The organism is Bradyrhizobium sp. CFUWI (assembly GCF_056429085.1).
Genome location: NZ_JBWJZE010000039.1, coordinates 1 through 26,716 on the forward strand (window position 1 = coordinate 1; position 26,716 = coordinate 26,716).

A 26,716-nucleotide genomic window follows, 5' to 3' on the forward strand; every position below is an offset into this window, starting at 1 on the left:
GTGGGAGGGTGTTATAAACAATAAGTCCGGATCGGGCCTATGTAGGCGCCTTCTCCAGCTTGTTATAAACTGTAGGTCCGAAACGGCCCCAAAATAGCAGCCCTACCCAAATGGGTACCCCCAGTGTTTGGGTAGGGCGAGTTTTACCTCTTAGAAATCCTCCTCCTCGGAGGTCAGTGGCGCATCGAGGTCGCTGTGTGGCTCTGGTGCCCATTCTGCCATCAAAGCGTCCGGCAGCTCCGGGCTCAGCTTCGCGAGGGCTAAGGCGGTGATGTCGGTGTATTTGAGGAGGCGGGCGCCGAGCTTGGCGTTCATGATCGCATCGACGAGCTTCTGTGCTTCCGCCTCGATCCAGTCCTCATGCTCTTGGCTCTCAGGACTGCCCATGGCCACTTGTCTCGCCCTGCTCCAGGATGACGCCCTGATTTCCTCAGGCGAATAGCCGGCCGCTTCGAGCTTTTTAAGAACGGCACGCATGTTATTCACCGTGCCTTTGCCCGCGCCGGTGTCCAGCATGATGCTCCTAATGCTGTCCCGCGGGTCCTTCTGGCGCACCAACCGCCAAGCCGCCGCAGTTCGATCATCGCTGTTGAATGGCAGCTTGTTCTTGTTATTGGCGCGGAGGGCTGCACGTTCGGCTTCCCTCAGATTGCCTGTGAACACCTGACCGGGGATCGGCTTGGCCCAGTTGGCCATGTCGTAAGCCGCCAGCCGGTGGTGTCCGTCCATTACGTAGTAATCTTGTCCCGCGGGAAACACGAGGAGCGGTGGCATCTGCTCGCCACGGTGGATCGCGTGGGCCAACTCTAAGATGTGGTCATCGCTCGGTATCTGATTGCGTCCCTGTACTCTCCATTGAAACACCTTCTCGGCGACCTTGAGGTGCTTGCGGTCGATTTGAATAACGGCGCCGGTTTCCGCAGGCAGCGTGGGCGCTCCTGCGGTCTTCAATCTTGCCTCCAAGTCTTCGACGGTTTCTCGGGTGTCGCTGGGCCTCGTTACGTTCCCTCGCGTGAGGGTACGGCGTGCTCGCACGGTCTTCTTTCGGCTCATTGGTCTTCTTGCTCTTGGTCATCACGCTGATTGGCGTCCCAGTCGAAGCGGCTGGTCATGAACAGTGTCTCTTGAGGTTCCTCTGCGTGATGCCAGAGGATGTCCAAGCTCCCTTCCTGTGGGCGCATGACCATCTTGCGCACAGCTCCCCGGAGCGCCTTGTTGGCCTCCTCGGTGTCTATCGGTTCCTTCGTGAGTGCCGTCTCTACTGTAGACAACCGCTTCTTGACGTTGGTGCTTGTGAGTGTGTCGAGCCGCTCTGCTGCTTTCCTGAGGGCCTCTTGCGCTGCCTCAAGGTCCTGCTCTGCTCTCTGCAGCGCGTGTTTAGCAGCCCTGCTCCTGTCGCTGATGGTGAGTTCCAGCAACTCACTCACTCGCTGATCTCCAGAGTCGACCTCAACCTTTAACTGCTCAATCTTGGCCTCAATCTCTCCGGTGTCGTTGCCGCGTGGCGCTGTATCGAGCGTGAGCCTCAGACTGTTCTTGAACGCTCTCACCGCCTGAATGTATGGCACGCTCTCATAAGGGTGTGTCGCTGCCTTCGCATGCGCTGCCGAGCACACGAGATACACATGTTGTCCCTTGTTCACCCGCGTGACGGTGCCGTCGCAGTATTGGCATTTCATGACGCCTGCGAAGATGGATCGCACGGGGGCGTTGGCGTTCTTGCCGCGTGCCTCGGTGGTGCTCAGGCGCGCATTGACGCGCTCGAACAGCTCCCGGTCGACGGCAACAGGGAACCTGTGAGCAATGGGCTCCAGCGGAATACGTTGTTTGGTGCGCTGGCCTTCAACCTTCTGAACACGGTGTGGCACGAAGACGCCTATGGCGGCCTTGTTGGTGAGGAGCTTGCGGACATAGCTGCGATGCCAGTGCGCCGCCTTCCATTTCCCCGCGCCCCAAGTGTCTTCCTTGGTTTCGTTGAGATGTGTCGCGATGCTGTATTCTCCCATGCCGCTGTCCGCCATCTCGAACATCCAGCGCAGCAGCGCCGTCCGTTCTTTGATCAGCTCATAGTCTGAGTTCTCGGCGTTCCAGCGTATCCATGCCGGCAGCCTTTTGGTGTAAGGCTTGGTGAGCTTTTCCTGCCCCGCGAACTTCTGTCGTCTGGCAGCGTGCGCCTTGGCGACACGCACGCCCTTGGTGGCGCTCTCCTCGTTGGCCCGGATAAAGCGCAGCACCATCATGAGAAATAGCACTGGGTCGCCGTCGAGCGCGGCGGCGTTGTACTCCCGGCCTCCATCCGACATGTCAACAACGGTTATCCCGGCCTCAACGATGTCCTCAATCGCACGCACGGCCTTTCGTGCCACCTGTCTGCTGATACGGTCGAGGTTCTCCACCAGAAGCCATGAGCCCTGAGGAATGGTGCCGTCTCGAACGCGCTCCAAGAACACGCCCAAGGCGCCTGTCTCTCGGTTCGCTCCATGGAAACCCGAGACGCCCTTGTCTTCGAATGTGAGTTCATCGTCCAGCACCACGCCGTTCGCAGCCGCCCACGCTTGCGCGGCTTCGGTCTGACGTTGGAGCGAATGGCCCTTGGCCTGCTCAGGTGTGCTGAACCGAACATAGCTATACGCCCTCGCGGGCCGCTCGGTATTGATCGTGTCCATCGGATGCTCTCAGCGGCTGCTCAGGGCATCGCCGGTGATGGTGGCAAGCACATCATCGACACAGCGCCAGCGGACGGCGAGGCTATGCGCCCACGCCTCGACACGCTCCCCTCGGGCTTGCTTCCGCTCACCTGAGGCCTGAACAGCCCAGCTCCACTTGATCATTGCGGTAAGGATGTGGCGACACGCCACGGCCGTAACTTGTCTCATTGTTCCGTCTTCCTAATGCGCCCCGTATGGGCATTGGGAAGATCACATGAGCAGATGATGCCCGCCGGCGGCCGCGATCTCCAGCGCCCGCTTGGCGCTTTCCTGCCCCTTGATGTCGCGCAGGTCGAGCGTGGAGGCGGCGGCTTCGTGCACCTTCGGCGAGGGCCGCGACAGCACCTGCGTGCCCTTGAAGTGGTTGGCGATCTGGATCAGCGAGTGTGCTGCGATGATCTGAATGTCCGGGCTCGCCCACGCCGCTTCGGAGCCGCAGGCCGCCGGGCAGATCAGCCCCTCCTCGCGCATATTGGCGCCGATGGCGGCAGGAAGAACGCCGGCCACGGGCGCGATCGAGCCGTCGAGGCCAAGCTCGCCGAGAACGGTGAAGCCGGTCAGCGCATCAGGCGGGATCGCCCCGATCGCCGCCATCAGGCCGAGCGCAATCGGCAGGTCGTAATGGCTGCCCTCCTTGGGCAGGTCGGCCGGCGCCAGATTGACGATGATCCGGCGCGCCGGCAGCGCCAGCCCCGAAGCGATCAGCGCCGAGCGCACCCGCTCGCGCGCCTCCGACACCGCCTTGTCCGGCAGGCCGACGATGGCGAAGGCCGGCAGCCCAGGGGCAACCTGGACCTGCACGTCGACCGCGCGGGCCTCGATCCCCTCAAACGCGACGGTGGAAACCCGCTGAACCATGCTCAAACCAGCCTGCCCCTTTCGCACAATTAGGGGTAGCAGAGCGTAGCTCTTTTCGCAAGAACAATACAGGAACATCCCACAGGGGCGGACAAGCCCTAACCGATCGTAAACGCCGAGCCGACACTACGCCTCGAATGCCAGCTTCTGTCCTCAGCACATTCCAACGAATGTCCGCTACTCCTAGGGCTGCGGGATGGGCCGTGGTCTAACGGGTGAACAGTTCAAATGCTTGCAAATCGCCGGAGAAGCGAACGTCGGGTGTGCAGCCGCCTCGCCAAGATCCATTTTGGCGCGGGCTCGCTGCCGCGGGACTGCACGATCACCGATATTTCGGATGGTGGCGTGAAAGTGGTGGCGGAATTTCTGGAAGTGCCGCCGCAATTCACCATCATCTTCGCGCCGGACTATTCCCGGCAATGCCGGCTGCGCTGGCGCATCGGCTGCGAGTTCGGCGCTGAATTCGTCGATTGAGACGCAAGGGCCCGCGTCCTTAACGGGACTTTAGCGTTAATCGGTAAGCATCTCTGATCAGTTGCCGAGTGATCAGAGTATGTCCACGCGTTCGTCCCTCGCCTTTCCGCCGGCGAGATTGCTGTTTCCCGCACTCCTGGTGCTCGTCCTCGGCGGCTGCCAGACCGCCGGCATCGAGGATGTGACCGGCGCGCTCGGCGTCCGATCGGAAACCGCTGTCAAGGCCGATCCCAGAACGGACATGGACGCGCTGCGCGAGCGTTACCGCGCCAAGCCCGGCAATCCCGCCATTGCGCTCGAGTACGGCAAGGCGCTGCGCGACAGCGGCCAGCGCGCGCAGGCGGTCGCAGTGCTGGAGCAGGCCGTGCTCGCCCATCCCAGCAACAAGGCGCTGCTCGCCGGCTATGGCCGCGCGCTCGCCGACAGCGGCAATTTCCAGCAGGCCTTCGACGTCCTCAGCCGCGCGCATTCGCCCGAGGATCCCGACTGGCGCATCCTGTCGGCGCAAGGCGCGGCGCTCGATCAGCTCGGCCGCAACGAGGAAGCGCAGCAATATTACGCGAGCGCCCTGAAGATCGTGCCCGACGAGCCGCAGGTCCTGTCCAATCTCGGCCTGTCCTACATGCTGCAGAACAATTTGCCGCGCGCCGAACAGGTGCTCGGCCGCGCCCATCAGCGCAATCAGAACGATTTGCGGATCCGCGCCAACCTCGCGCTCGTGCTGGGATTGCAAGGCCGTCAGGCCGAGGCTGAAATCCTGGTCAAGGCAGATTTGCCGCCGGACCAAGCGGCGGCCAAAGTCACGGCGCTGCGGCAAATGCTGGCCAAGAAGCAGCAGCAGCGGGCCGAGAAGTAACCGCCAGCCGATCGCATTCTTGCTCGTCGCGTTCTCGCGACGCGAAAACGCTATCGCGATTACGATGCCTTGCGGTGCGGGGCCGATGGGCGGCCCGATCGGCCTTTCAGCTTCTTCAGCAGCGGCTCGAGCAGCGAGCGCTTCGACTTCTTCACCTCGCCGCGGCCGGCGAGGCGGTTCGCCATGTTCTGAAACAGCGCGGTGGTGCGGTGGTTCTTGGCGACCTCCGCGATCATCTGGCCGTTATTGGCCGCGGTCGAGAACAGCTTCGAATCGAACGGGATCACCGCGATCGGCTGGCTCTCCATGGTCTTGGCGAAGGCCTTGACGTCGATCTCCGCGCGCTTGTGCATGCCGACCTGGTTGAGGCAGTACAGCGGCGGCCGGTCGTTCGGTCGTGCCGCTTTCAGCACGCTCAGCATGTTCTTGGTGTTGCGCAAGTTCGCGAGATCGGGCTCGGCGACGATCACGATGTCGTCGGCGTTCACCAGCGCGCGCCGCGTCCAGCCGGACCATTGGTGGGGAACGTCGAGCACGATGCAGGGCGTGGTCATGCGCAGCGTGTCGAACACGGCGTCGAAGGCTTCGGCGCCGAAATCGTAGACGCGGTCAAGAGAGGCAGGCGAAGCGAGGAGGCTGAGGCGCTCGGTGCATTTGGCGAGCAGACGCTCCATCAGCGCCGTGTCCGGCCGGTCCTGCGACAGCACCGCGTTGGCGATTCCCTGTACCGGATCCTGGTTGTAGTCGAGGCCCGCGGTGCCGAAGGCGAGGTCGAGGTCGATCACGACCGAATCGAGCGAAAGGTCGCGGGCGATGGTCCAGGCTACGTTGTGCGCGACCGTGGAGGCGCCGACGCCGCCCTTGGCGCCGACCACGGCGATGACGCGGCCGGTGATGATGGCCTCGGAGGCCGAGAACAGGCTGCAGATCGAGCGGACGACGTCGAGGGTTTCGACCGGTCCGACCACATAATCGTTGACGCCGCGGCGCACCAGCTCGCGATAGGGCGCCGTGTCGTTGGGATTGCCAATCACGACCACGCGGGTGCCGGGGTCGCAGACGCCGGCGAGGTCGTCCAAGCCCTCGAGGATGTCGCGCGTGCCGTCGGATTCGATCACGATCACGTTCGGCGTCGGCATCGATTCATAGACTTCGATCGCCGCGGCGAGGCCGCCGTCCTTGGCGGTGAGGTGCGCCTTGGCGAGTCGGCGGTCCTGCCCCGCCGCGGTCACCGCGTTGAGCGTCTGCTCGGTCTCGCAAAAGGCCTGCACGGAGATGCGAGGAACCGGCGCGATGTGTTCCTCGGGGTGCAGCGGATCGTCCGAATCTTCGTCGTGGAGCCGTGTCATTTGCCGGTATCGCTGAGCTTGGCCTTGTCGGCGTCGGGATTGGGTGTCGCGATCGCGGTGCCCTTGCGATAGCGCTCGAAGGCGATGTCGCGCCGCGCGGTATAGGCCGGCGTTTCGGATCGCGGCTGCTCGAGATCGGCGGGGTTGTCGATCATTGCCGCGAGGTTGCGCTGGCTGGCGCAGCCGAAATTGAAATAGGGCCGGTTCTCGTTGTAGCCGGGATCGAGGATGGAGGGACCGATGTCTTCCGGCCACAGACCGCAGGGACCCGCGACCGCGGTGATCTTCGAATAGCTGAGGCGGATGGTGGGCAGCAGCCCGGGGTCTTCAGGACGATAGGGATGCTGGACGATGGCGCGCGACGGCACGCCGCCGGATGTGAGCACGGAGCGGATCTCCCGATAGGTCGCGGCCGCCGCGCGTGAATTCGCGGTGTCGACGGGGACGTCGACGACGACGGAGCCGGTGCCTTCGCGCACCCAGTCCCGCGCAATGCCGGCGACGTCCGAATGCTGCGCGGCCGACAGGCCGCCGCGCGCCTTGCCGACGAAGATCACGATCGACTTCCTGCCCTCCTGCACCGCGATCGGGTGGCGCTGGCGGTAGTCGGTCGGCACCGTCTGCGTAACGATGTCGCCGGTGGTATTGCAGGCACCGAGCATGACGGACAGCCCGGCCAGTGCCAGCGCGATCCCAAAGCTGCGACGTCGATCGGCAGATGTTGTCGTCATCGCCTGGTCCCCTCTTGCCCCGTTCCTTGCCCCGGTCCCCAAACCGTTCGCCTCAGTCGATGATGAAGCCGAAATCGCCGGGCGTGCCGTTGATCGGATCGACGCGCCGCGTGGTGCCATAGAGCCGGTTCATGCGGCCGAGCAGCGCCGTCTGCGCGTCGGAAGCCGGCGCGAAGCCGTCGTCGGGCCGCGACAATTCCTTCTGCGCGACTGCGCGCACCACATAAGGCGTCACGATCACCATCAGCTCGGTCTCGTTGTTGACGAAGTCCTGGCTGCGGAACAGCGCGCCGATGATCGGCACCTGGTCGACGCCGGGCAGGCCGTTGATCGCCTGCTTGGTCTGCTGCTGGATCAGGCCGGCCATCGCCATCGAGCCGCCCGAGGGAATCTCGAGCGTGGTCTCGGCGCGGCGGGTCTGGACCGAGGGAATGGTGATCGAGTTGCTCGAGGTCGAGGACACCGCCTGGGTCAACGTGATCGCATTCGTATTCGACAGCTCCGACACCTCGGTCATCACGCGCAGGCTGATGCGGCCTTCGCTCAGCACGACCGGCGTGAAGTTCAGGGAAATGCCGAACTTCTTGTAGGTGACCTGGGTGGTGCAGACATGGGTGACCGGATCGCAGGAATAGCCTGCGGGGATCGGGAATTCGCCGCCGGCGATGAATGTGGCGGATTCGCCCGAGATCGCCGTCAGGCTCGGTTCGGCGAGCGTCCGCATCACACCGGCGCTTTCCATCGCGCGCATGGTGGCGCTGACGGTGGCAACGCCCTTGGCGAGGCCGGCGACGCCGAGCCCGTTGCTGCTGACGATCGGTCCTCCCGAGACCGAGAACGGGTTGGAATTGTTGAAATTCACCACGGCCGTGCCGGCATTCAGGCTGGCGCTGAGGTCGACGCCGAGCTGCTTGACGATGTCGCGGCGCACTTCGCCGACCACGACCTTGAGCATCACCTGGTCGCGGCCGCGCACGACGATGTTGTTGACGACCTTGTCCGATCCGCCGACCAGCTTCGCGGCGACGTCGCCGGCCTGCTGCGCCTCGACCGGGCTCGACACCGATCCGGTCAGCATCACGCTGTCGCCGACGCCTTCGATCTGCACGCCCGGCAGCGACTGGCGCAGGGCCGTGCGCATGCCGTTGAGATCGCGCTTCACCGCGATGTCGTAGGAGGCGACCTGCTGGCCGTCGGCGGCGAAGAAAACGACGTTGGTCTGGCCGACCTGGCCACCGATGATATAGGCGCGCTGGGCCGAGCGGATCACCGCATTGGCGATCTTGGGATCGGCCACCAGCACGTCCTTGACCTCGCGGGGCAGGTCGATGACGACGGATTTGCCGATACCGAGCGAGAGAAAGCGCGTCTTCGCCGACGCGATCGTCGCGACCGGCGATACACCGAGATCCGGCGCCTGGATCGGCGCCTGGTCGCCGACCGGCGCATCGGCGGCGTTGACGCAGCCGGGCGCTGCGAGCAGCCCCAGCATCAGCATTGTCCCCGTCCAGAACGAGCGCGCGCGCTTCCCCCGAATGCGCAGGCCCGTCCGATCATCCCCGTAATTCATCATGTCCCCATCACTTCTGTGACGTCAGTTGCCGCGTCTGCACGCCGTAACGGATGACGTTGACGTCTCCGGAGCGCTTTGCCCCTTGCTCCTCGACGGTGACTTCCGCCGCGTTGGCGTCGACGATGCTTCGCAGCGCAAGCTGCAGCGTGCCGCCCTGGCGCGCGGCCGAAAGCGTGGCGACCTGGTCGGGCTTGAGCTCGAGCGTGACGGTCTTGCCGACCACGGCGGTCTGACCGTCCTTTTCCTTCGGCGCCTGGTCGATCGCGAGCACGCGGATATTGGTCAGGATGACCTCGGACACGATGAGGTCGTTGCCGGCGGTCGGGCCGTTGGTGTCGGGATTCTTCAGGCGACGGGTCAGTACGATGTCGACGCGGTCGTTCGGCAGGATGAAGCCGCCGGCGCCGGTCTCGGCGGAGATCTCGGTCGAAACGGCGCGCATGCCGGACGGCAGGATCGCGGCCATGAAGCCGGAGCCTTCGGCCTTGACCAGCTTCTGCTCGCGGATCGGCTCGCCCTGCATCAGGGGGACGCGCGCGATCGAGCCGGCAATCTGGCTTTGCGCTTCGGGCCTGTTGTCACGACGGATGAAGGCGCTGCTTGCGGTCGCCGCCGGCCAGGTCTGCCATTGCAGATCGTCAGGCTTGAGCGCCTGGCCGAGCTGGATGTCGTTCTTGGCAATGAGGACTTCGACCGTCGGCAGCTTCTCTGCGACGGCCTCAACGGGCGCGGGGGCATTCTGATAGCCGCTCGCCAGATACGCAGCGACGCCGCCGGCGGCCAGCGCGATGACGAGAACGACAATGCGTGCGGTGTTCATACGCTTTACTCATACGCGGGGCACTCGAACCGCACCTGGCGGGTTCCCCGTGTCGATGAGTAGGGAGTAAAAGTATAAGGGGTGTTGCGAGGCCGAGTGCGCTTACCGGCCGCGATGCTGGTTTTCGGCAGATGGTGAACGCGGCGTTATTCAGTCGGCCAGCGGCCCCGTAGTTTCACGTAGCGCGCGCTCGTGCGTCGGCCCGATGCGGAGAGCGTCATGGTGAATGGGCAGTTAGTGATGGGTGGGTACGAGCGTGCCCAGCATCTGCGATGACAGTGGCTGTCCGTCACCTCCGCGCAACGGCGAAGCCATTGTCGCTGGAGGGTGCGGCGGCATCAGCCAAGCCGTCGCCCTTCGAGGGCCGCTGAAGAAGCGGTCACCTCAGGCTGACGGTGTTGGAGTAAGTCTGCAATCCACGAAGTGACGAGTGCTTACTTCGCCCGCTTCGCTTCGATCACGTCCCAGATCTTCGCCGCCACATCAGGACCGCCGAGCCGCGCGATGGCGCGGATGCCGGTGGGGGAGGTCACGTTGATCTCGGTGAGGTTGCCGTTGATGACGTCGATGCCGACGAACAACAGCCCGCGTTCGCGCAAGGCCGGGCCGAGGGTGGCGCAGATCTCGCGCTCGCGCGGGGTGAGCTCGGTCTCCTGCGCCGCGCCGCCGCGCACCATGTTGGAGCGGAGGTCGTCGGCGGCCGGCACGCGGTTCACCGCGCCGGCGAACTCGCCGTTGACCAGGATGATGCGCTTGTCGCCGTGCTTCACCTCGGGGATGAACTGCTGGATCACCCAGGCCTCCTTGAAGGTGACCGAGAACATGTCGAACAGCGAGCCGAAATTCATGTCCTGCGGCATCACGCGGAACACCGCAGCGCCGCCATGACCGTGCAGCGGCTTCATCACGACGGCACCATGCTTGTCGCGAAACGCGTTGATCTCATCGACGTCGCGCGAGATCAGCGTCGGCGGCATCAGCTGCGGAAAGTTCATCACGAACAGCTTTTCCGGCGCGTTGCGGACCGAGGCGGGATCGTTGACCACCAGCGTCTTCGGATGGATGCGTTCCAGAAAATGCGTCGAGGTGATATAGGCGAGGTCGAACGGCGGATCCTGCCGCAGCAGCACCACGTCGAAGCTGTTCAGCGCCTCGCGCCTCGGCTCCCCGAGCGTGAAGTGGTTGCCGGGCTCGTCGCGCACGGTCAGCAGCTGAACGGGAGCGACGATCTCCTCGCCGACCATCGAGAGCTTGTCGGGCGTGTAATAGGACAGGCCATGGCCGCGTTTCTGCGCCTCCAGCAGCAGCGCAAAGGTGGAATCGCCCTTGATGTTGATGCGGGCAATGGGGTCCATCTGGACGGCGACGTTCAGTTTCATGGTCTGCCTTTCAGGTCGAGGCGTCGAATGCCGCCAACACATGGCGCGGAAGTGAGCGCGGCGCAATCAGCATGGCGTCGAATCGCAATTCGAATTCGGCATGCTCGGGATGCGCTACAAGCCAGCCTTGCGCGGCGTCGATGATGCGCTGCTGCTGGCGCGGCGTCACGGCAAAGGCGGCATCGTCCAGCGTTGCGCGTGCCTTGACCTCGACGAAGGCGATCAGGTTGCGGCGGCGCGCCACGATGTCGATCTCGCCATGCGCCGTGCGGTAGCGCTTGGCCAGAATGCGATAGCCCTTGGCCATGAGATAGGCGGCGGCGCGGCTTTCCGCGGAGATGCCGGTGTGGAACGCGGCGACGCGCTCGGGCGAGGCGGCCTTTGGTTCCCTGGGGATCTCAGTCTTCGCCATCGCCGCCCCGCGAATCCTTTGCAAGCTCGAGCGCGCGGGCATAGACCTCGCGGCGCGGCCGGCCCGAGAGCGCGACGGCATGCGCCACGGCATCCTTGACGCTGTGCGCGGCCAGCTGCTCGCGCAAGAGACCATCGAGCGCATCCATTGTCAGCAGCTCGGCATCCGCGGGAGGTGGGCCGATCACCAGAACGAACTCGCCGCGCGTCTCCGGCGCGTCCGCCTGTCGCGCAAGCTCGGCGAGGGGCGCGCGTCTGACCTCCTCGTGCAACTTCGTGAGCTCGCGGCAGACCGCGGCGTCTCGCTCACCCATGATCTCGGCGAGATCGGTCAAGGTGGCCTGCATCCGATTTCCCGACTCGAACATCACCAGCGTCGCATCGATGCGCGCGAGTTCGGCCAGGCGCGTGCGGCGCGCGGCGGATTTCGCCGGCAGGAAACCCTCGAAGAAGAAGCGGTCGGTCGGCAGCGCCGCCACCGACAGCGCGGTTAGCACCGAGGAAGGGCCAGGCAGCGCGTACACGGAGTGGCCCGCGGCGCAGACCTCGCGCACCAGCTTGAAGCCGGGATCGGAGATCAGCGGCGTGCCGGCATCCGAGACCAGCGCGACCGAGGCGCCGGCCGCGAGCGCCTCCAGGATCTTTGGACGGGCGGCTTCGGCATTGTGCTCGTGATATTGCTTGAGCTGTGCCGCGATGGCGTAGCGCTCGGTCAGGCGCCGCGTGATCCGGGTGTCCTCGCAGGCGATGACGTCGACGCCGGCGAGGGTCTGCAGCGCACGCAGCGTGATGTCGCCGAGATTGCCGATCGGGGTCGCGACCAGATGCAGGCCCGGTGCCGCCTTCGGCGCCGTGAGCCGATGGGCGTCGATGGAGAAACCGCGCGAGGCGGCGTCTTGAGCTTCAGACGTATTTATCGGGGCCGGCTTTGCGCGCATAATGAAGTCAACTTAGGCACGATCCGCAGGGCTGGGAACCGGCTCGCCGAAAAAGATCGTACCGAGGTGGGCTGGGAAGGGACGGGAATGTGATCGGTCAGGATCACGTCGGGAGGGGGTGAGGGCCCTCGCGCCATATTCGCGACGGAAACTCCGCCTTGATGCTGGATGAGCGACGGCGAACAGCTGCCGGGACAGGAGGGCGGCAGCGTTAAGCGGTCATTATCCTTTTGTTTTGGTTAACTATTTGCCGACAATATGCCTGAATCCGCGGCCTGCGTCGTGGAAGGAAGATCGTGACCGGCCGGCGACGGCGGATCAGAAGAGAAGCTGCCATGGTGGGCCCGCGTTTTCCTAAGTCTCCCATTCCGGGGTCTCTGATGTCGGGGGCGACCCGACGGAGCGCGCTCGGCCTGTTGCTCGGCGCGCCCCTGCTGGCGGCCTGTGCCGGCGTGCAGCAGAGTCTCAGCCAGTTCTCCAACCCGTTCTCGAGCTCGGCACCGCCGGCCCAGCCGGCCGGTCCTCCGCAGCAGGCGACGACCGCCGGCACCGGCGGCGTCAAGGTCGCCGTGATCCTGCCGCTGTCCGCGGCCGGCAATGCCGGCCTTGCCGCACAATCCATGCGTAACGCCGCCGAGATGGCGCTGGCCGAGTTCCAGAACCCGAACATCCAGCTCCTGATCAAGGACGACAACGGCAGCCCGCAAGGCGCCCAGGCCGGCGCGCAGCAGGCGGTCGACGAGGGCGCCGAGATCATCCTCGGGCCGCTGTTCGCGCAATCGGTGCCGGCGGTGGCGCAGGTCGCGCGCACGCGCGGCATCCCGGTGATCGCGTTCTCGACCGATTCCAGCATCGCCGGCCGCGGTGTCTATCTGCTCTCCTTCCTGCCGGAGTCCGACGTCAATCGCATCGTCGAATATTCCGCCAGCATCGGAAAGCGCTCGTTCGCCGTGCTCGTGCCCGACAATGCCTATGGCAATGTCGTCGAGGCCGCGGTGAAGGTGGCGGCGCCGCGTCGTGGCGGGCGCATCGTCGCGTTCGAGAAATACGGCGCCGATCGCGCCACGCCGGCACGCACGGTGGCACAGCAGCTCGGCAGTGCGGACGCGCTGTTCATCGCCGATGATGGCGATGCCGTGGTGACGGTCGCCGATGCGATGACCGCCGCGGGCGCGAACCTGCGCAACATCCAGCTGCTCGGCACCGGCCTGTGGGACAATCCGCGGGTCTATGCCAATGCGAGCCTGCAAGGCGGCCTCTACGCCGCGCCCGACCCGGCCGGCTTCCGCGCCTTCTCGGGCCGCTATCGCACCAAATACGGCGCCGAGCCGATCCGCACCGCGACGCTTGCCTACGACGCCGTCGCCCTCGTCGCCGCGCTCGCGCGCACGCAAGGTACCACGCGCTTCTCGCCCGACGTGCTCACCAATCCTTCCGGCTTTGCCGGCATCGACGGCCTGTTCCGCTTCCGCGCGGACGGCACCAACGAACGCGGTCTTGCGGTGATGAAGGTGACGCAAGGCGGCGGCGTTGCGATCGCCGGCTCGCCGAAGAGCTTTGGGGCGTAGCTCCGGACGACGGTGCCGTGGTGCTGTAGGGTGGATTAGCCGAAGGCGTAATCCACCAACTTCGTTCCGCGAGTGCGGAAGCATGGTGGGTTACGCCTTCGGGTAACCCACCCTACTTCAGCTCGCTACGCCGCGAGATCCGCGACCACGGCATCGAGCACCGGGAATCCGCTGCTGGTCACGCGCAACCGGCCGGTCGGATCCACAATGATCGCGCCTTCTTCGCGTAGCAGCGCGATGCGCTTGGGATCGAGCGGGCGGCCGGAGAGGGCCTTGTAGCGCTCGGGGTCGATGCCCTCGGCGAGCCGCAATCCCATCAGCAGGAATTCGTCAGCGCGTTCCTCGCTGTTGAGGAGCTCGTCCGTGACGATTCCATCGCCGTTGGTCTCGACCCGCATCAGCCAGGCCTCGGGACGCTTCTCGGTGGCGGTCGCATGCCTGATACCGTCGATGTCGAGGCGACCATGCGCGCCGGGGCCGATGCCGGCATATTCCTCGCCGCGCCAGTACACCAGATTGTGCCGGCACTCGGCGCCGCGCCGCGCGTGGTTGGAGATCTCGTAGGCGGGCAGCCCGAGCTTGTCGCAGGTTTCCTGCGTGACGTCGTAGAGCGCGCGCGCCACCGCTTCATCCGGCGTCTTCAACTTGCCGGCCCGGTAGAGGCCGAAGAACGGCGTGCCTTCCTCGATCGTGAGCTGATAGAGCGACAGATGCTCGGCCGCCTCATCGATGGCGAGGCGCAGCTCATCGGCCCACATCGCCGGCGTCTGGTCGGGGCGGGCATAGATCAGATCGAACGAATAGCGGTCGAACGAACGGCGCGCGATAGCGACGGCATCGAGCGCCTCGCGCGCGCTGTGCAGGCGTCCGAGCGCCTTCAGCGAGGCGTCATCGAGCGCCTGCACGCCGAGCGAGACGCGGTTGACGCCGGCGCTGCGATAGCCGGCAAAGCGTGTGGCTTCGACGCTGGTGGGATTGGCTTCGAGCGTCACTTCGACGTCGCCTGCAACGCTCCAGTGCTTGCCGATCGCATCGAGCACCGCGCCGACAGTTGCGGGCTGCATCAAGGATGGCGTACCGCCGCCAAGGAAGATCGAGCTGACCTCGCGGCCGGATGCACGCGCCGCGGTCGTTTCGATTTCGCGCGCGAAGGCGGAGGCGAAGCGCGCTTCGTCGATCGCGGCATGGCGGACATGGCTGTTGAAGTCGCAATAGGGGCACTTCGACAGGCAGAACGGCCAGTGCACGTAGACGCCGAAGGCTTCAGATTCTTGTTTTGACGCGTTTTCCTGGCGCGAACCGGTATCCACTTCGCTTGAAAACGCTCTAGCGCGGCTCAAGGCAGATCTCCGCCAGTTTCCGGAAGGCACGGGCACGATGCGACAGGCCGAGACCCAGCGGCGGCAGGCCGTGCTTCTCGATGCTCTCCATCTCGCCGAAGGTGCGGCTGTGACCATCCGGCAAGAACATCGGATCGTAGCCGAAGCCGGCAGTCCCGCGTGGCGGCCAGACCAGCGTGCCGTCGACGCGCGCTTCGACCTCTTCGAGATGATGGTCAGGCCAGGCGACGCAGAGCGCGGAGACGAAATGCGCTCTTCGGCGGTCCGGCCTGGTGGCGCCGCGCTCCTGCAACAAGCGCTCGATCTGCGCCATCGCCGCGTTGAAGTCCTTGGTGGGGCCGGCCCAGCGCGCGCTGTAGATGCCGGGGGCGCCGTCGAGCGCGTCGACCACGATGCCGGAATCGTCGGCGAAGGCGGGCAGCCTGGTTGCCTGCGCCGCCGCGATCGCCTTGATCGCGGCGTTGCTGCGGAAATCGTTGCCGGTCTCATCCGGCTCACCGAGGCCGAGTTCACCGGCCGACACCGCCTCGACGCCGTGGGGCGCCAACAGCTCCCGCATCTCGGCAAGCTTGCCGGGATTGTGGGTGGCGATGACGAGCTTTCCGGTGATTCGGCGGTGCATGGGCCTATTGACTACGCCACAGCCAGTTTCTGCAAGTCCACGAGACGCGCAACGCCCTTGCGGGCCAGCGCCATCAGCGCCAGGAACTCGCCTTCCGTGAACGGTTCGCGTTCCGCCGTGCCCTGCACCTCGATGATGCGGCCGTCGCCGGTCATGACGAAATTGGCGTCGGTCTGGGCTTCCGAATCCTCGGCATAATCGAGATCGAGCACCGGCGTACCGTTGTAGATGCCGCAGGAGATCGCGGCGACGTTGTCGCGCATGACGTTGGCCTTGATCATGTTGCGCGCCTTCATCCAGTTGACGCAATCGGCAAGTGCGACCCAGGCGCCGGTGATCGAGGCCGTGCGGGTGCCGCCGTCGGCCTGCAGCACGTCGCAATCGACCGTGATCTGGCGCTCGCCGAGCGCCTCGAGGTCGACGATGGTGCGCAGCGAGCGGCCGATCAGGCGCTGGATCTCGACGGTGCGGCCGCTCTGCTTGCCCGCGGCGGCCTCGCGGCGGGTGCGTTCCGAGGTGGCGCGTGGCAGCATGCCGTATTCGGCGGTGACCCAGCCGCGGCCCTGGCCCTTCAGCCACGGCGGTAGGCGGTCTTCCAGCGTGGCGGTAACCAGCACATGGGTGTCGCCGAACTTCACCAGGCAGGAGCCTTCCGCATATTTGACCACGCCGCGCTCCAGCGTCACGGGGCGCAATTCGTCGGGCGCACGGCGGCTTGGCCGCATTGGGAAATCCTCCAAAACTCACGGGAAAGGCTGTTGGCGGTGCTTGTAGGTGGGGCGAAGGTGGGCGGCAAGGGCTTATTCGGCCCCTGATTCCGCGCCGGCGAACGCCACGCTTGTCAGAAGCGCCCCGGATAGACAAATTATGAGGATCTGAGAGGAGTTACCGCTGTGGCCCATCACGATCCGATCCATCTGATCGCGCCGCGCGCAGGCCTCGCCCAGCTTAACGAGCGTTCCCGCGACATCTTTCGTCAAATTGTCGAAAGTTATCTCGCGACCGGTGAGCCCGTGGGTTCGCGCAATATCTCGCGCCTGATCGCGATGCCGCTGTCGCCGGCCTCGGTCCGCAACGTCATGGCCGATCTGGAACAGCTCGGCCTGATCTATGCACCCCATACCTCGGCCGGCCGGCTGCCGACGGAACTCGGCCTGCGTTTCTTCGTCGATGCCTTGATGCAGGTCGGCGACCTCAACGAGGCCGAACGGCAGTCGATCCAGAGCCAGCTCACGTCCGTAGGCCAGGCGCACTCGGTCGAGGCGGCGCTGGACCAGGCGCTGACGCGGCTATCCGGATTGACCCGCGCCGCGGCGGTGGTGCTGACGCCAAAATCCAATGCGCGGCTCAAGCACATCGAATTCGTCCGCCTGGAACCGGAGAAAGCCCTGGTCATCCTCGTCGGCGAGGACGGCCAGGTCGAGAATCGCGTTCTGACGCTGCCCCCTGGAGTTCCCTCCTCGGCGATCACCGAGGCCGGCAATTTCCTCAACGCGCGAATCCGCGGCCGGACCCTGGCCGAGGCGCGGCTCGAGCTCGAGACGGCGCTGGGCGAGGCCCGGGCCGAGCTCGATCAGCTCGCACAGAAGGTGATTTCCGCCGGCATCGCCAGCTGGTCCGGCGGCGAGAACGAGGATCGCCAGCTCATCGTGCGCGGCCACGCCAATCTGCTCGAAGATCTGCACGCGCTGGAGGATCTGGAGCGGGTGCGCCTGTTGTTCGACGATCTCGAGACCAAGCGCGGCGTGATCGATCTGCTCGGCCGGGCCGAGACGGCCGAGGGCGTGCGCATCTTCATCGGCAGCGAGAACAAGCTGTTCTCGCTGTCGGGGTCCTCCACCATCATCGCGCCCTATCGGGATGCCGCCGGCCACATCGTCGGTGTCCTCGGCGTGATCGGCCCGACGCGGCTGAATTATGCCCGCGTGATCCCGACCGTGGATTATGCCGCCCGCATCGTCAGCCGCCTCTTGGGGGGCTGACCGGCGTCTGCTTCCGATCACGGGCGCTTGATTTTCGCTGCTCAAAGCACGATATCCGGGCCAACAATCCCTGGAAACGAGTTCGAGATTTAGCCGATGACCGATCATGACCGGCAACCCGAAGACGCGGCCGCGCCGACTGGCGAGCCCGTGGTGTCAAAGCCCTACATCATGCCCGACGATCCCGAGCCCGGCTCGGTCGAGACCTTGCAAAAGGAAGTCGCCGAGGCGCGCGATCGCATGCTGCGGACGCTGGCCGAGATGGAGAATCTGCGCAAGCGCACCACCAAGGAAGTCGCTGACGCCCGCCTCTACGGCATCACCGGCTTTGCCCGCGACGTGCTCGACATCGCCGACAATCTTCAGCGCGCGCTCGATGCCGTTCCGGCCGAGGCGCGTGCCACCGCCGATCCCGGCCTGACCTCGCTGATCGAGGGCGTCGAGCTCACCGAGCGCGCGCTGCATAGCGCGCTGGAAAAGCATGGCGTGAAGAAGCTCGATCCGCAGGGCCAGAAGTTCGACCCGAACTTCCACCAGGCGATGTACGAAGTGCCTGATCCGTCGGTGCCGTCGGGCACCGTGGTCCAGATCATGCAGGCCGGCTACACCATCGGCGAGCGCGTGCTGCGGCCGGCTTTGGTCGGCGTCGCCAAGGGCGGCGCGAAGCCAGCGCCTGCGGCGAACAACAACAACGAATCGAGCAGCGCGGCCAATTGAGTTTCAACCCTCATGGTGAGGAGCCGCGCTCTTGCGCGGCGTCTCGAACCATGAAGGCCAGGGCGCCGCAGCGGGGGCCTTCACTTCGAGACGCGCGCGAAGTAGCGCTCCTCAGGATGAGGGTTTTGCAGTGTTGCGCGTCGCTTTACGCACCCGCCGCGATATCCGCAGACTGGATCCTCTTCACGCCGGCCTTGGCCATATCGGCCCAGGCCTTGGCGAGCGAACCCTGGGTGTCGATGCCGCGGCAGGCGTCTTCCACCACATAGACCTCGAAGCCGGCCTTGCGCGCGTCGAGCGCCGTCCAGGCAACGCAGAAATCTGTCGCAAGCCCTGCGACGAAGACGCGCTTGATCTTGCGTCCCTTCAAATATCCGGCAAGGCCCGTCGAGGTCTTGCCGTCGGCTTCGAGGAAGGCCGAATAGCTGTCGACGTTCTTGTGAAAACCCTTGCGGATGATGAGCTCGGCGTGCGGGATCGCAAGGTCCTTGGACAGCGCCGCGCCGTCGGTGCCCTGCACGCAATGATCAGGCCACAGCACCTGTTTGCCGTAGGGAAGGTCGACGGTATCGAACGGCTTCTTGCCCGAGTGGACTGAGGCAAACGAAACGTGGCCCGGCGTGTGCCAGTCCTGCGTCATCACCACGTTCGCGAACGCCTTCGAGATCTTGTTGATGACCGGCACCACCTGTTCGCCTTCCTTCACCGCGAGGCTGCCGCCAGGCAGGAAGCAGTTCTGCACGTCGATTACGAGCAGCGCGGAGGCGTCATCCGGCTTGATGGATGTCGCTGCGAGCAACGCGCTCGGCGCGAGGGTCGCCAGCGCCGTCGTTCCAAGCATTTCCAAAACCTGCCGCCGATCCAGCATCATTCGCCTCCCTTGGGATGATCCAATGGGGGAAGCCTAGTTCCGTTCGTACACGAACAGAAGCCCGAAAATGCGGCCGGTACTGGTGAGCGGCTAAGCGCTCGCCACGCGCTTGGTGCACCTCTCCCGCCTTGCGGAAGAGGTCGGCGCGTCCGGGCGATGCGAAGCATCGTCCCGCGCGCCGGGTGAGGGTTCTATCCTCCGGGTGATTGTCCCTTTGCGGAGACACCCTCTCCCCAGCCCTCCCCCGCAAGCGGGGGAGGGAGCGCATCTCGTTCGCAGACGCAGCTACCCCTTCGGCTGAATCCCGTCGCGCACGGCGCGGAAGCGGGTGAAGGCGGCCTGCCACTGGTCGCGCGGGGCGCTGGCGATGATGCGCAGCGAAGCGCCGCCGCTCGAGAAGCGGATCCACTGCACCACGGTCACCGGCGTCTTGTCCTTGCCGCTGACGCCGTCGATCCGGGTTTCGAAGCCTTGCTGGCCGTTGATGCGGATCGGCTCCGACATGGTGACGCGGGATTCGCGCACGCCGGGGATCTGCAGCGCGGCCTCCTGGGCGAACCGGGCGCGGTCGTCGGCAGCTTGCGGGGTGGCGCCGATCAGGCCGAGGATCATGAACGGCTTCGCTTCATAGCCTGCGCTCTCATTGCCGTCGGCGAGGATAATGCTGGAGCCCGGCGCGAGGGTGCGGACGTCCTTGAAGTCGGCGAGATCGGTGATCTTGAACGGCATCAGCGCGATCTGCTCCTCGGCCGAGACCTGCTTGCGGGTGGTGGCGGTCGCGAACATCTGCCGCACCGCCTCGTCGGTGTAGATCTTGGTCGCATTCTCCGGGACCTGCACCGCGACATAGCCGGAGAAGCCGGCGCCCGGCACGATCATCGAATAGCGCTTCACCGGGGTGTCGCCGGCCTTGCCGCTCTCGGTGGTGAAATAGGCAAGGCCCGCGGGGGTCTCGACCTTGTCCTGCTTGACGCCGTTCGCTCCGGCGGGATTGGAATTGAAGGCGCTCACGACCTCGCCATAGGCGGCCGGCGGCAGCTCGGTGACCAGCACCTTGACGCTGCCGTCCTCGCTTTCGAAGCCCGGAAAGGTCTTGGCCGTGCTGAGACCGACCAGCGGCACCATGCCGAGGCGCAAGCCGGGCGGAAACACGGCGTCGGCGGCGAGGGCTGGGAGCGCCGAGGCGGCGAGAAGGGCGAGCGCGGCGAGGGGGCGGATCAGCTTCATGGGCACTCTGATTGGTTCACATTGAGGCCGTTCGATGGTCGGCCACCGGGCCGCTTTGTCGCGCGAAGCGGCTGTGGCGGCTGCCCGGCCGGTCCGCCTTTTAGCGGGTTTGGGCTTGCGGCAACAGGGCGGACGGGCTTGCGGTAGGGGGGCTTGCCGAAGCCCGAACCTGTTAATAATTCCTCACCCGCAAGTGCGGTGAAGCCCGAATATGATCTTCCAGAACCCGATGTTTTAGCCGCAGAAACGTAGCTTCGGTCCTTGCGGGCCCCTCCCCCCCTCCTATATGAGCCTCAATCATCGCAATATCGCGGATGTTTGATCTTAGGGGGTTTCGGTTTGGGTGCCTTCTGGGCCCAGCCAACCTGCCGCAAAAAGAAGGATATCAGGACCATGGGAAAGGTCATTGGGATCGACCTCGGCACCACGAATTCGTGCGTCGCCGTGATGGATGGCAAAAACGCCAAAGTCATCGAGAATTCCGAAGGCATGCGCACGACGCCCTCGATCGTCGCCGTCACGGACGACGGTGAGCGTCTCGTCGGCCAGCCGGCCAAGCGCCAGGCCGTCACCAATCCCGAGCGCACCTTCTTCGCAGTGAAGCGCCTCATCGGCCGCCGCTACGACGACCCGATGGTCGAGAAGGACAAGAAGCTCGTCCCCTACAAGATCGTGAAGGCTTCCAACGGCGACGCCTGGGTCGAGGCCGACGGCCAGACCTACTCGCCCTCGCAGGTCTCGGCGTTCATCCTGCAGAAGATGAAGGAGACCGCGGAAGCCCATCTCGGCCAGAAGGTCGACCAGGCCGTCATCACCGTTCCCGCCTACTTCAACGACGCCCAGCGCCAGGCGACCAAGGACGCCGGCAAGATCGCGGGCCTCGAAGTGCTGCGCATCATCAACGAGCCGACTGCGGCCGCGCTCGCCTACGGCCTCGACAAGACCAAGGCCGGCACGATCGCCGTCTACGACCTCGGCGGCGGCACGTTCGATATCTCCATTCTCGAAATCGGCGACGGCGTGTTCGAGGTGAAGTCGACCAACGGCGACACCTTCCTCGGCGGCGAAGACTTCGACATGCGCCTGGTCGGCTATCTCGCCGACGAATTCCAGAAGGAGCAGGGCATCAACCTGCGCAACGACAAGCTCGCGTTGCAGCGCCTGAAGGAGGCCGCTGAAAAGGCCAAGATCGAGCTGTCCTCGACGACGCAGACCGAGATCAACCTGCCGTTCATCACCGCGGACCAGACCGGTCCGAAGCATCTGACGATGAAGCTCACCCGCGCCAAGTTCGAGGCGCTGGTCGACGATCTCGTGCAGAAGACCGTCGAGCCCTGCCGCAAGGCGCTGAAGGATGCCGGCGTGACCGCCGGTGAGATCGGCGAAGTCGTGCTGGTCGGCGGCATGTCGCGCATGCCGAAGGTCCAGGAAGTCGTCAAGCAGCTGTTCGGCAAGGAGCCGCACAAGGGTGTCAACCCGGACGAGGTCGTGGCGATCGGCGCTGCGATCCAGGCCGGCGTGCTCCAGGGCGACGTCAAGGACGTGCTGCTGCTCGACGTGACCCCGCTGTCGCTGGGCATCGAGACGCTGGGCGGCGTGTTCACCCGCATTATCGACCGCAACACCACGATCCCGACCAAGAAGAGCCAGGTGTTCTCGACCGCCGAGGACAACCAGAACGCGGTCACCATCCGCGTCTTCCAGGGCGAGCGTGAAATGGCGGCGGACAACAAGATGCTCGGTCAGTTCGACCTGATGGGCATTCCGCCGGCTCCGCGCGGCATGCCGCAGATCGAGGTGACCTTCGACATCGACGCCAACGGCATCGTCAACGTCTCGGCCAAGGACAAGGCCACCGGCAAGGAGCAGCAGATCCGCATCCAGGCCTCCGGCGGTCTGTCGGAAGCCGACATCGAGAAGATGGTCAAGGACGCCGAGGCCAATGCCGAGGCGGACAAGAAGCGCCGCGAGGCCGTCACCGCCAAGAACGAGGCCGATGGCCTGGTGCATTCGACCGAGAAGGCGCTGGCCGAGCACGGCTCGAAGGTGGCCGAGAGCGAGCGCCGCGCCATCGAGGACGCCGTCAGCGACCTCAAGGAAGCGCTGAAGGGCGACGACGCCGAGGCGATCAAGGCCAAGACCAACACGCTGGCCCAGGCTTCGATGAAGCTCGGCGAGGCCATGTACAAGCAGCAGGCCGAGGCCGACGCCAAGAAGGACGCGGCCAAGGACGACGTCGTCGACGCGGAATTCACCGAGGTCGACGACGACAAGAACAACAAGAAGTCCGCTTAAGCCCGAGAGGGTGATGATGCGGGCGACTTGGACCCCACGCGCACCAACGGCCTCCTCCCTCGCGGGGGAGGCCACGGTGTCGGGCTCTGCGGGACCGATACCCGCAACGATCGATCAATTCCCAGCCGTTATGCTGAACGCCGCCGTGCCGGCTTCCGCCGCGAGGCGGAAGGGCGCTGATGTCGTCGCGCAGCGGCGGCATCGTTTCGCTCCGACTTGATTCGCGATTGGATAGACCGAGCTCATCATGTCCACGTCCACCAAGCGCTGCTATTACGAGACTCTCGAAGTCGACCGTGACGCTGACGAATCCAAGCTGAAATCGTCGTTCCGCAAGCTGGCGATGAAGTTTCACCCCGACCGCAATCCCGGGGACGACACCAGCGAAATCAAGTTCAAGGAAATCAACGAGGCCTACGAGGTCCTGAAAGACAAGGACAAGCGCGCCGCCTATGACCGTTACGGCCATGCCGCTTTCGAGCAGGGCGGCGGCGGCGCAGGGTTCGGCGCGGGCTTCGCCTCCTCTTTCTCCGATATTTTCGAAGACCTGTTCGGCATGGCCGGGCAGCGCGGCCGCGGCGGTCGCGAGCGCGGCGCCGACCTGCGCTACAACATGGAAATCACGCTCGAGGAAGCCTTTGGCGGCAAGACCGCGCAGATCGAGATTCCGGTTTCGGTCACCTGCGAGGCCTGCTCGGGCATCGGCGCCAAGGCCGGAACCAAGCCGAAGACCTGTTCGACCTGTGGCGGTGCCGGCCGCGTGCGGCAGTCGCAGGGCTTCTTCACGCTGGAGCGGACCTGTCCGGGCTGCCAGGGCCGTGGCCAGATGATCGAAGATGCCTGCCCGTCCTGCTCGGGCCAGGGTCGCGTCACCCGCGAACGCACCTTGTCGGTCAACATCCCCCCGGGGGTCGAGGACGGCACCAGGATCAGGCTTGCCGGCGAAGGCGAGGCCGGGATCCGCGGCGGCCCGCCCGGCGACCTCTACATCTTCCTGTCGCTGGCCCAGCACCAATTCTTCCAGCGCGACGGTGCCGATCTGCATTGCCGTGTGCCGATCTCGATGGTGACGGCCGCCCTCGGCGGCGAGTTCGAGGTGCCGACCATCGACAAGGCCAAGGCCAAGGTGAAGGTGCCGGCCGGGACCCAGTCCAACCGTCGATTCCGCATTGCATCAAAAGGCATGCCGGTGCTGCGGTCGCGCCAGATGGGCGACATGTACGTTCAGGTCGTGGTCGAGACGCCGCAGAACCTCACCAAGAAGCAGCAGGAATTACTGGCCGAGTTCGAAAAGCTGTCCTCCGGCAACACCCAGCCGGAATCAGAGGGCTTCTTCGCCAAGGTCAAGGATTTCTTCGGCAATCGGGCGAGTTGACCCGGCTTGACCGTATCGTCTTCGGCCTATACGTCTTTATGACCATTTTCTGACACGCCGCGGTCCTGCGGTCCCGTCCGGTCCAGACATGCCCTTGCCATCGTCCGCGCGTGCGTTGAAGAAGCCTCGTCTCGACGACGAGGTGCGCTTTCTCAGATCATGGATCGAAAAGCCGCTGCACATGGGCGCAGTGATGCCGTCGGGCAAGCTGCTGGCCCGGACCATGGCCCATTACGTCGATGTCGATTCGGACGCGCCCGTGGTCGAGCTCGGGCCCGGTACCGGTGCCATCACCTCCGCCCTGATCGAGCGCGGAATCGACCAGAAGCGCCTCGTTCTCGTCGAATATAATCCCGGCTTCTGCGCGCTGCTGCGTGACCGCTATCCGCACGCCAAGGTGGTGCAGGGCGATGCCTATCGCCTGCGCGACACGCTCTGGAACGTGCTGGGCGCGCCGGCCTCCGCCGTCGTCTCCGGCCTGCCGCTCGTGACAAAACCGATGCTGACTCGGCTGCGGCTGATCCGCGACGCCTTCACGGCGCTGGCGCCCGGCGCGCCGTTCATCCAGTTCACCTATGCGGTGGTGCCGCCGATCCCGAAATCGCTGCCCGGCGTGTCCACAGAGGCTTCGGAACGGATCTGGATGAACCTTCCGCCGGCCCGCGTCTGGGTGTATCGCAAGGACTAATTCCGCCGGCTTCCTTCTCTGCGCGGCGGACCGGTTTCGCCGAACGTATGGAAGCGGATGTCCGCACCCAAGATCCTGATCATTCCCGGCTCGCTGCGTACCGGCTCGCACAATGCGAAGCTGGCGGCGGTCATAGCCTATGAATTCGCCCGGGCCGGCGTCGACGTCACCCGCATCTCGCTCGCCGATTTCCCGCTGCCGATCTACGACGGCGATCTCCAGGCCAAATCCGGCGTGCCCAAGCACGCGATCAATCTCAAGCGCATGATCGGCGCGCATCATGGCGTGCTGTTCGTCACGCCCGAATACAACGCCTCGGTGCCGCCGCTGCTCAAGAACGCGATCGACTGGGTCAGCCGTGTGCACGAGCTGCACGAGGCGCGCGGCGAGGTGTTCCGCAACCGTGCCTTCGCGCTCGCCGGAGCCTCGCAGAGCCGGCTCGGTGCGGCGCGCGCGCTGCAGGCGCTCAGGCTGATCCTGACCTCCTGCCACGCCAATGTGATTGCCAGCCAGCTCACGCTCGCCTTTGCCGATCAGGCTTATGACGATATGGACAGGCTCAAGAACGAGGGCGATATCGCCGCGTTGAAGGAGCTGGTCGCGCAATTGATCGACATTTCCCAACGCATGATGTGAGGTGACATGACGCCAGCCGAGATCGCCCCGAAGGACCGCCTGATCGTCGCGCTCGATCTACCCAGCGTCGATGCCGCGGAGGCCATCATCAACCGTCTCGGCGACAGCGTCACCTTCTACAAGATCGGCTATCGGCTCGCTTATGCCGGCGGGTTGCCGCTGGTCGGCAAGCTCGCCGACAAAGGCAAGAAGGTCTTTCTCGATCTCAAGCTGCACGACATCGGCAACACCGTGATGCAGGGCGTCGAGAGCATCAGCAGGCTCGGCGCCACCTTCCTGACCGTGCACGCCTATCCGCAGACCATGAAGGGCGCGGTCGAAGGCCGCGGCAATTCGAGCCTGAAGATTCTCGCCGTCACGGTGCTGACCTCCTACAACGAGGACGACCTGCACGCGGCGGGCTATCGGCTCGGCGTCTCCGAGCTGGTCGAGGCGCGCGCGCAGCAGGCGCAGGTGCTTGGCATCGACGGTCTGGTGTCCTCGCCGGAGGAAGCTGGTGCTCTGCGCAAGATCGTCGGCCACCAGATGCACCTCGTCACGCCGGGCATCCGACCGGCAGGTTCGGCAACCGGCGACCAGAAGCGCATCATGACGCCGGGCCGCGCGATCGCCGCCGGCGCCGATTACCTCGTCGTCGGACGTCCGATCGTGGAAGCCGCCGATCCAAAGGCCGTCGCAGACGCCATTCAGGCCGAGATTGCGCAGGCGCTTGGAGCATGATCCGGAAAAAGTGTGAAGCGGTTTTCCGATCAGATCATGCTCAAATAGAAATTACCCCAACAACACAGGGAGAGAATCAATGGCAAAGGGCTACTGGATCGGGCGCGTCGACGTGAACAGTGACGAGGGCTATAAGCCCTACGCCGTCGCCAACGGTCCGATCTTCAAGAAATGGGGCGGCCGCTTCGTCGTCCGTGCGGGCAAGTTCACCACCGTCGAAGGCGCCAGCCGCACCCGCAACGTCGTGATCGAATTCCCGGACTACGAGACCGCGCTCGCCTGCTACAACTCGCCGGAATACCAGGCCAACATCAAGGTGCGCCAGCCGCACTCGGTCGCCGATCTCATCATCATCGAGGGCTATGACGGCCCGCAGCCGCAGGACGGCTGAGGCGCCCTCTCGTCTTACCCTCCCTGGAGGGGGAGGGTCGGCACGTAATCGAGCGAAGCGAGATTGCGTGACGGGGTGGGGTGATCTCTCCACTCGGGCACTGTTCGTCGCGGAGGTACCGTCACCCCACCCCGCTCGCGCTGCGCGCGATCGACCCTCCCCCTCCAGGGGAGGGTAAGAGCGCATT

At 65.1% G+C, this 26,716-nt stretch carries 25 protein-coding genes and 1 pseudogene; 11 read left to right on the forward strand and 15 right to left on the reverse strand.

Annotated features, from left to right (window positions below; all coding sequences use genetic code 11):
- Positions 1-150: 150 nt before the first annotated feature.
- The 3 genes and pseudogenes from AC066S_RS36550 to AC066S_RS36560 form a co-directional block, all read right to left on the reverse strand.
- A complete protein-coding gene (locus tag AC066S_RS36550; protein WP_478271841.1) occupies positions 151-951 on the reverse strand; it encodes a ParB N-terminal domain-containing protein in 801 nt (266 codons plus the stop codon).
- A 98-nt stretch (positions 952-1,049) separates the two neighbouring features.
- Positions 1,050-2,666 carry a recombinase family protein gene (locus AC066S_RS36555; RefSeq protein ID WP_478271842.1) on the reverse strand — a complete coding sequence of 539 codons (1,617 nt, stop codon included), beginning with the start codon at positions 2,664-2,666 and terminating at the stop codon, positions 1,050-1,052.
- A gap of 255 nt (positions 2,667-2,921) precedes the next feature.
- Positions 2,922-3,566 (reverse strand): annotated as a pseudogene (locus AC066S_RS36560) (magnesium chelatase domain-containing protein); the annotation flags it as partial.
- Between the two features lie 228 nt (positions 3,567-3,794).
- Between AC066S_RS36560 and AC066S_RS36565 the strand changes: the two are divergent.
- The gene (locus AC066S_RS36565; RefSeq protein ID WP_018644993.1) at positions 3,795-4,040 is read left to right on the forward strand and encodes a PilZ domain-containing protein; all 246 of its coding nucleotides are present in this window, start codon (positions 3,795-3,797) and stop codon (positions 4,038-4,040) included.
- Positions 4,041-4,119: 79 nt separating this feature from the next.
- Positions 4,120-4,896: a tetratricopeptide repeat protein gene (locus AC066S_RS36570; RefSeq protein WP_478271843.1), complete on the forward strand. Its 777-nt coding sequence runs from the start codon at positions 4,120-4,122 to the stop codon at positions 4,894-4,896.
- 59 nt (positions 4,897-4,955) lie between these two features.
- Here AC066S_RS36570 and AC066S_RS36575 read toward each other — a convergent pair whose 3' ends face one another.
- From AC066S_RS36575 to rsmI, 7 genes are all read right to left on the reverse strand, one after another.
- Positions 4,956-6,245, reverse strand: a complete 1,290-nt coding sequence (locus AC066S_RS36575) for a CpaE/TadZ family protein (RefSeq protein WP_478271844.1) — start codon at positions 6,243-6,245, stop codon at positions 4,956-4,958.
- Entirely contained in the window at positions 6,242-6,976 is a 735-nt protein-coding gene (locus AC066S_RS36580) for a CpaD family pilus assembly protein (protein ID WP_126256898.1), read from the reverse strand. Before AC066S_RS36580 ends, AC066S_RS36575 begins: the two co-directional genes overlap by 4 nt.
- A gap of 52 nt (positions 6,977-7,028) precedes the next feature.
- Positions 7,029-8,546 (reverse strand): type II and III secretion system protein family protein, encoded by a 1,518-nt coding sequence (locus tag AC066S_RS36585; protein ID WP_126257274.1) that lies wholly within the window; start codon positions 8,544-8,546, stop codon positions 7,029-7,031.
- Positions 8,547-8,556: 10 nt separating this feature from the next.
- On the reverse strand, positions 8,557-9,369 hold the full coding sequence (cpaB, locus tag AC066S_RS36590; protein ID WP_478271845.1) for a Flp pilus assembly protein CpaB: 813 nt from the start codon (positions 9,367-9,369) through the stop codon (positions 8,557-8,559).
- A gap of 434 nt (positions 9,370-9,803) precedes the next feature.
- Complete coding sequence (gshB, locus tag AC066S_RS36595) at positions 9,804-10,748, reverse strand: glutathione synthase (RefSeq protein WP_135170111.1); 945 nt, start codon at positions 10,746-10,748, stop codon at positions 9,804-9,806.
- A gap of 10 nt (positions 10,749-10,758) precedes the next feature.
- Positions 10,759-11,160 (reverse strand): YraN family protein, encoded by a 402-nt coding sequence (locus AC066S_RS36600; protein WP_126256901.1) that lies wholly within the window; start codon positions 11,158-11,160, stop codon positions 10,759-10,761.
- Positions 11,147-12,097, reverse strand: a complete 951-nt coding sequence (gene rsmI / locus AC066S_RS36605) for a 16S rRNA (cytidine(1402)-2'-O)-methyltransferase (RefSeq protein ID WP_478271846.1) — start codon at positions 12,095-12,097, stop codon at positions 11,147-11,149. Before rsmI ends, AC066S_RS36600 begins: the two co-directional genes overlap by 14 nt.
- 335 nt (positions 12,098-12,432) lie before the next feature.
- On the opposite strand from rsmI, the gene AC066S_RS36610 reads away from it, so the two are divergent.
- Positions 12,433-13,665 (forward strand): penicillin-binding protein activator, encoded by a 1,233-nt coding sequence (locus tag AC066S_RS36610; protein WP_478271847.1) that lies wholly within the window; start codon positions 12,433-12,435, stop codon positions 13,663-13,665.
- 125 nt (positions 13,666-13,790) lie between these two features.
- Here the strand turns inward: AC066S_RS36610 and hemW are convergent, their stop codons facing one another.
- The 3 genes from hemW to rph are packed head-to-tail and all read right to left on the reverse strand — an operon-like array spanning position 13,791 to position 16,352.
- The gene (hemW, locus tag AC066S_RS36615; protein WP_135170198.1) at positions 13,791-14,975 is read right to left on the reverse strand and encodes a radical SAM family heme chaperone HemW; all 1,185 of its coding nucleotides are present in this window, start codon (positions 14,973-14,975) and stop codon (positions 13,791-13,793) included.
- A gap of 16 nt (positions 14,976-14,991) precedes the next feature.
- Positions 14,992-15,627, reverse strand: a complete 636-nt coding sequence (gene rdgB, locus AC066S_RS36620; RefSeq protein ID WP_478271848.1) for an RdgB/HAM1 family non-canonical purine NTP pyrophosphatase — start codon at positions 15,625-15,627, stop codon at positions 14,992-14,994.
- A gap of 11 nt (positions 15,628-15,638) precedes the next feature.
- Positions 15,639-16,352 carry a ribonuclease PH gene (rph, locus tag AC066S_RS36625; RefSeq protein ID WP_126256905.1) on the reverse strand — a complete coding sequence of 238 codons (714 nt, stop codon included), beginning with the start codon at positions 16,350-16,352 and terminating at the stop codon, positions 15,639-15,641.
- A gap of 168 nt (positions 16,353-16,520) precedes the next feature.
- Here rph and hrcA point away from each other — a divergent pair, with 168 nt between their 5' ends.
- Together hrcA and grpE are read left to right on the forward strand one after the other, a co-directional pair.
- On the forward strand, positions 16,521-17,609 hold the full coding sequence (gene hrcA / locus AC066S_RS36630) for a heat-inducible transcriptional repressor HrcA (RefSeq protein WP_126256906.1): 1,089 nt from the start codon (positions 16,521-16,523) through the stop codon (positions 17,607-17,609).
- Positions 17,610-17,705: 96 nt separating this feature from the next.
- Entirely contained in the window at positions 17,706-18,326 is a 621-nt protein-coding gene (grpE, locus tag AC066S_RS36635) for a nucleotide exchange factor GrpE (protein WP_478271849.1), read from the forward strand.
- A gap of 145 nt (positions 18,327-18,471) precedes the next feature.
- Here the strand turns inward: grpE and pncA are convergent, their stop codons facing one another.
- Positions 18,472-19,194 carry a bifunctional nicotinamidase/pyrazinamidase gene (gene pncA, locus AC066S_RS36640; protein ID WP_126256908.1) on the reverse strand — a complete coding sequence of 241 codons (723 nt, stop codon included), beginning with the start codon at positions 19,192-19,194 and terminating at the stop codon, positions 18,472-18,474.
- A gap of 288 nt (positions 19,195-19,482) precedes the next feature.
- Positions 19,483-20,424 (reverse strand): hypothetical protein, encoded by a 942-nt coding sequence (locus AC066S_RS36645; RefSeq protein ID WP_164718513.1) that lies wholly within the window; start codon positions 20,422-20,424, stop codon positions 19,483-19,485.
- Between the two features lie 393 nt (positions 20,425-20,817).
- Here AC066S_RS36645 and dnaK point away from each other — a divergent pair, with 393 nt between their 5' ends.
- The 6 genes from dnaK to AC066S_RS36675 all read left to right on the forward strand — a co-directional run bounded on the left by dnaK (position 20,818) and on the right by AC066S_RS36675 (position 26,529).
- Positions 20,818-22,719 carry a molecular chaperone DnaK gene (gene dnaK / locus AC066S_RS36650; RefSeq protein WP_028133546.1) on the forward strand — a complete coding sequence of 634 codons (1,902 nt, stop codon included), beginning with the start codon at positions 20,818-20,820 and terminating at the stop codon, positions 22,717-22,719.
- A 247-nt stretch (positions 22,720-22,966) separates the two neighbouring features.
- Positions 22,967-24,094 (forward strand): molecular chaperone DnaJ, encoded by a 1,128-nt coding sequence (gene dnaJ / locus AC066S_RS36655; RefSeq protein ID WP_126256910.1) that lies wholly within the window; start codon positions 22,967-22,969, stop codon positions 24,092-24,094.
- 88 nt (positions 24,095-24,182) lie between these two features.
- Positions 24,183-24,782 (forward strand): class I SAM-dependent methyltransferase, encoded by a 600-nt coding sequence (locus AC066S_RS36660; protein WP_126256911.1) that lies wholly within the window; start codon positions 24,183-24,185, stop codon positions 24,780-24,782.
- 57 nt (positions 24,783-24,839) lie between these two features.
- Positions 24,840-25,418 (forward strand): NADPH-dependent FMN reductase, encoded by a 579-nt coding sequence (locus tag AC066S_RS36665; RefSeq protein ID WP_126256912.1) that lies wholly within the window; start codon positions 24,840-24,842, stop codon positions 25,416-25,418.
- Positions 25,419-25,424: 6 nt separating this feature from the next.
- The gene (pyrF, locus tag AC066S_RS36670) at positions 25,425-26,138 is read left to right on the forward strand and encodes an orotidine-5'-phosphate decarboxylase (RefSeq protein ID WP_126256913.1); all 714 of its coding nucleotides are present in this window, start codon (positions 25,425-25,427) and stop codon (positions 26,136-26,138) included.
- Between the two features lie 79 nt (positions 26,139-26,217).
- Positions 26,218-26,529, forward strand: coding sequence for a DUF1330 domain-containing protein (locus AC066S_RS36675; RefSeq protein ID WP_126256914.1), 312 nt, complete (start codon positions 26,218-26,220; stop codon positions 26,527-26,529).
- The last annotated feature ends 187 nt before the right edge of the window (positions 26,530-26,716 follow it).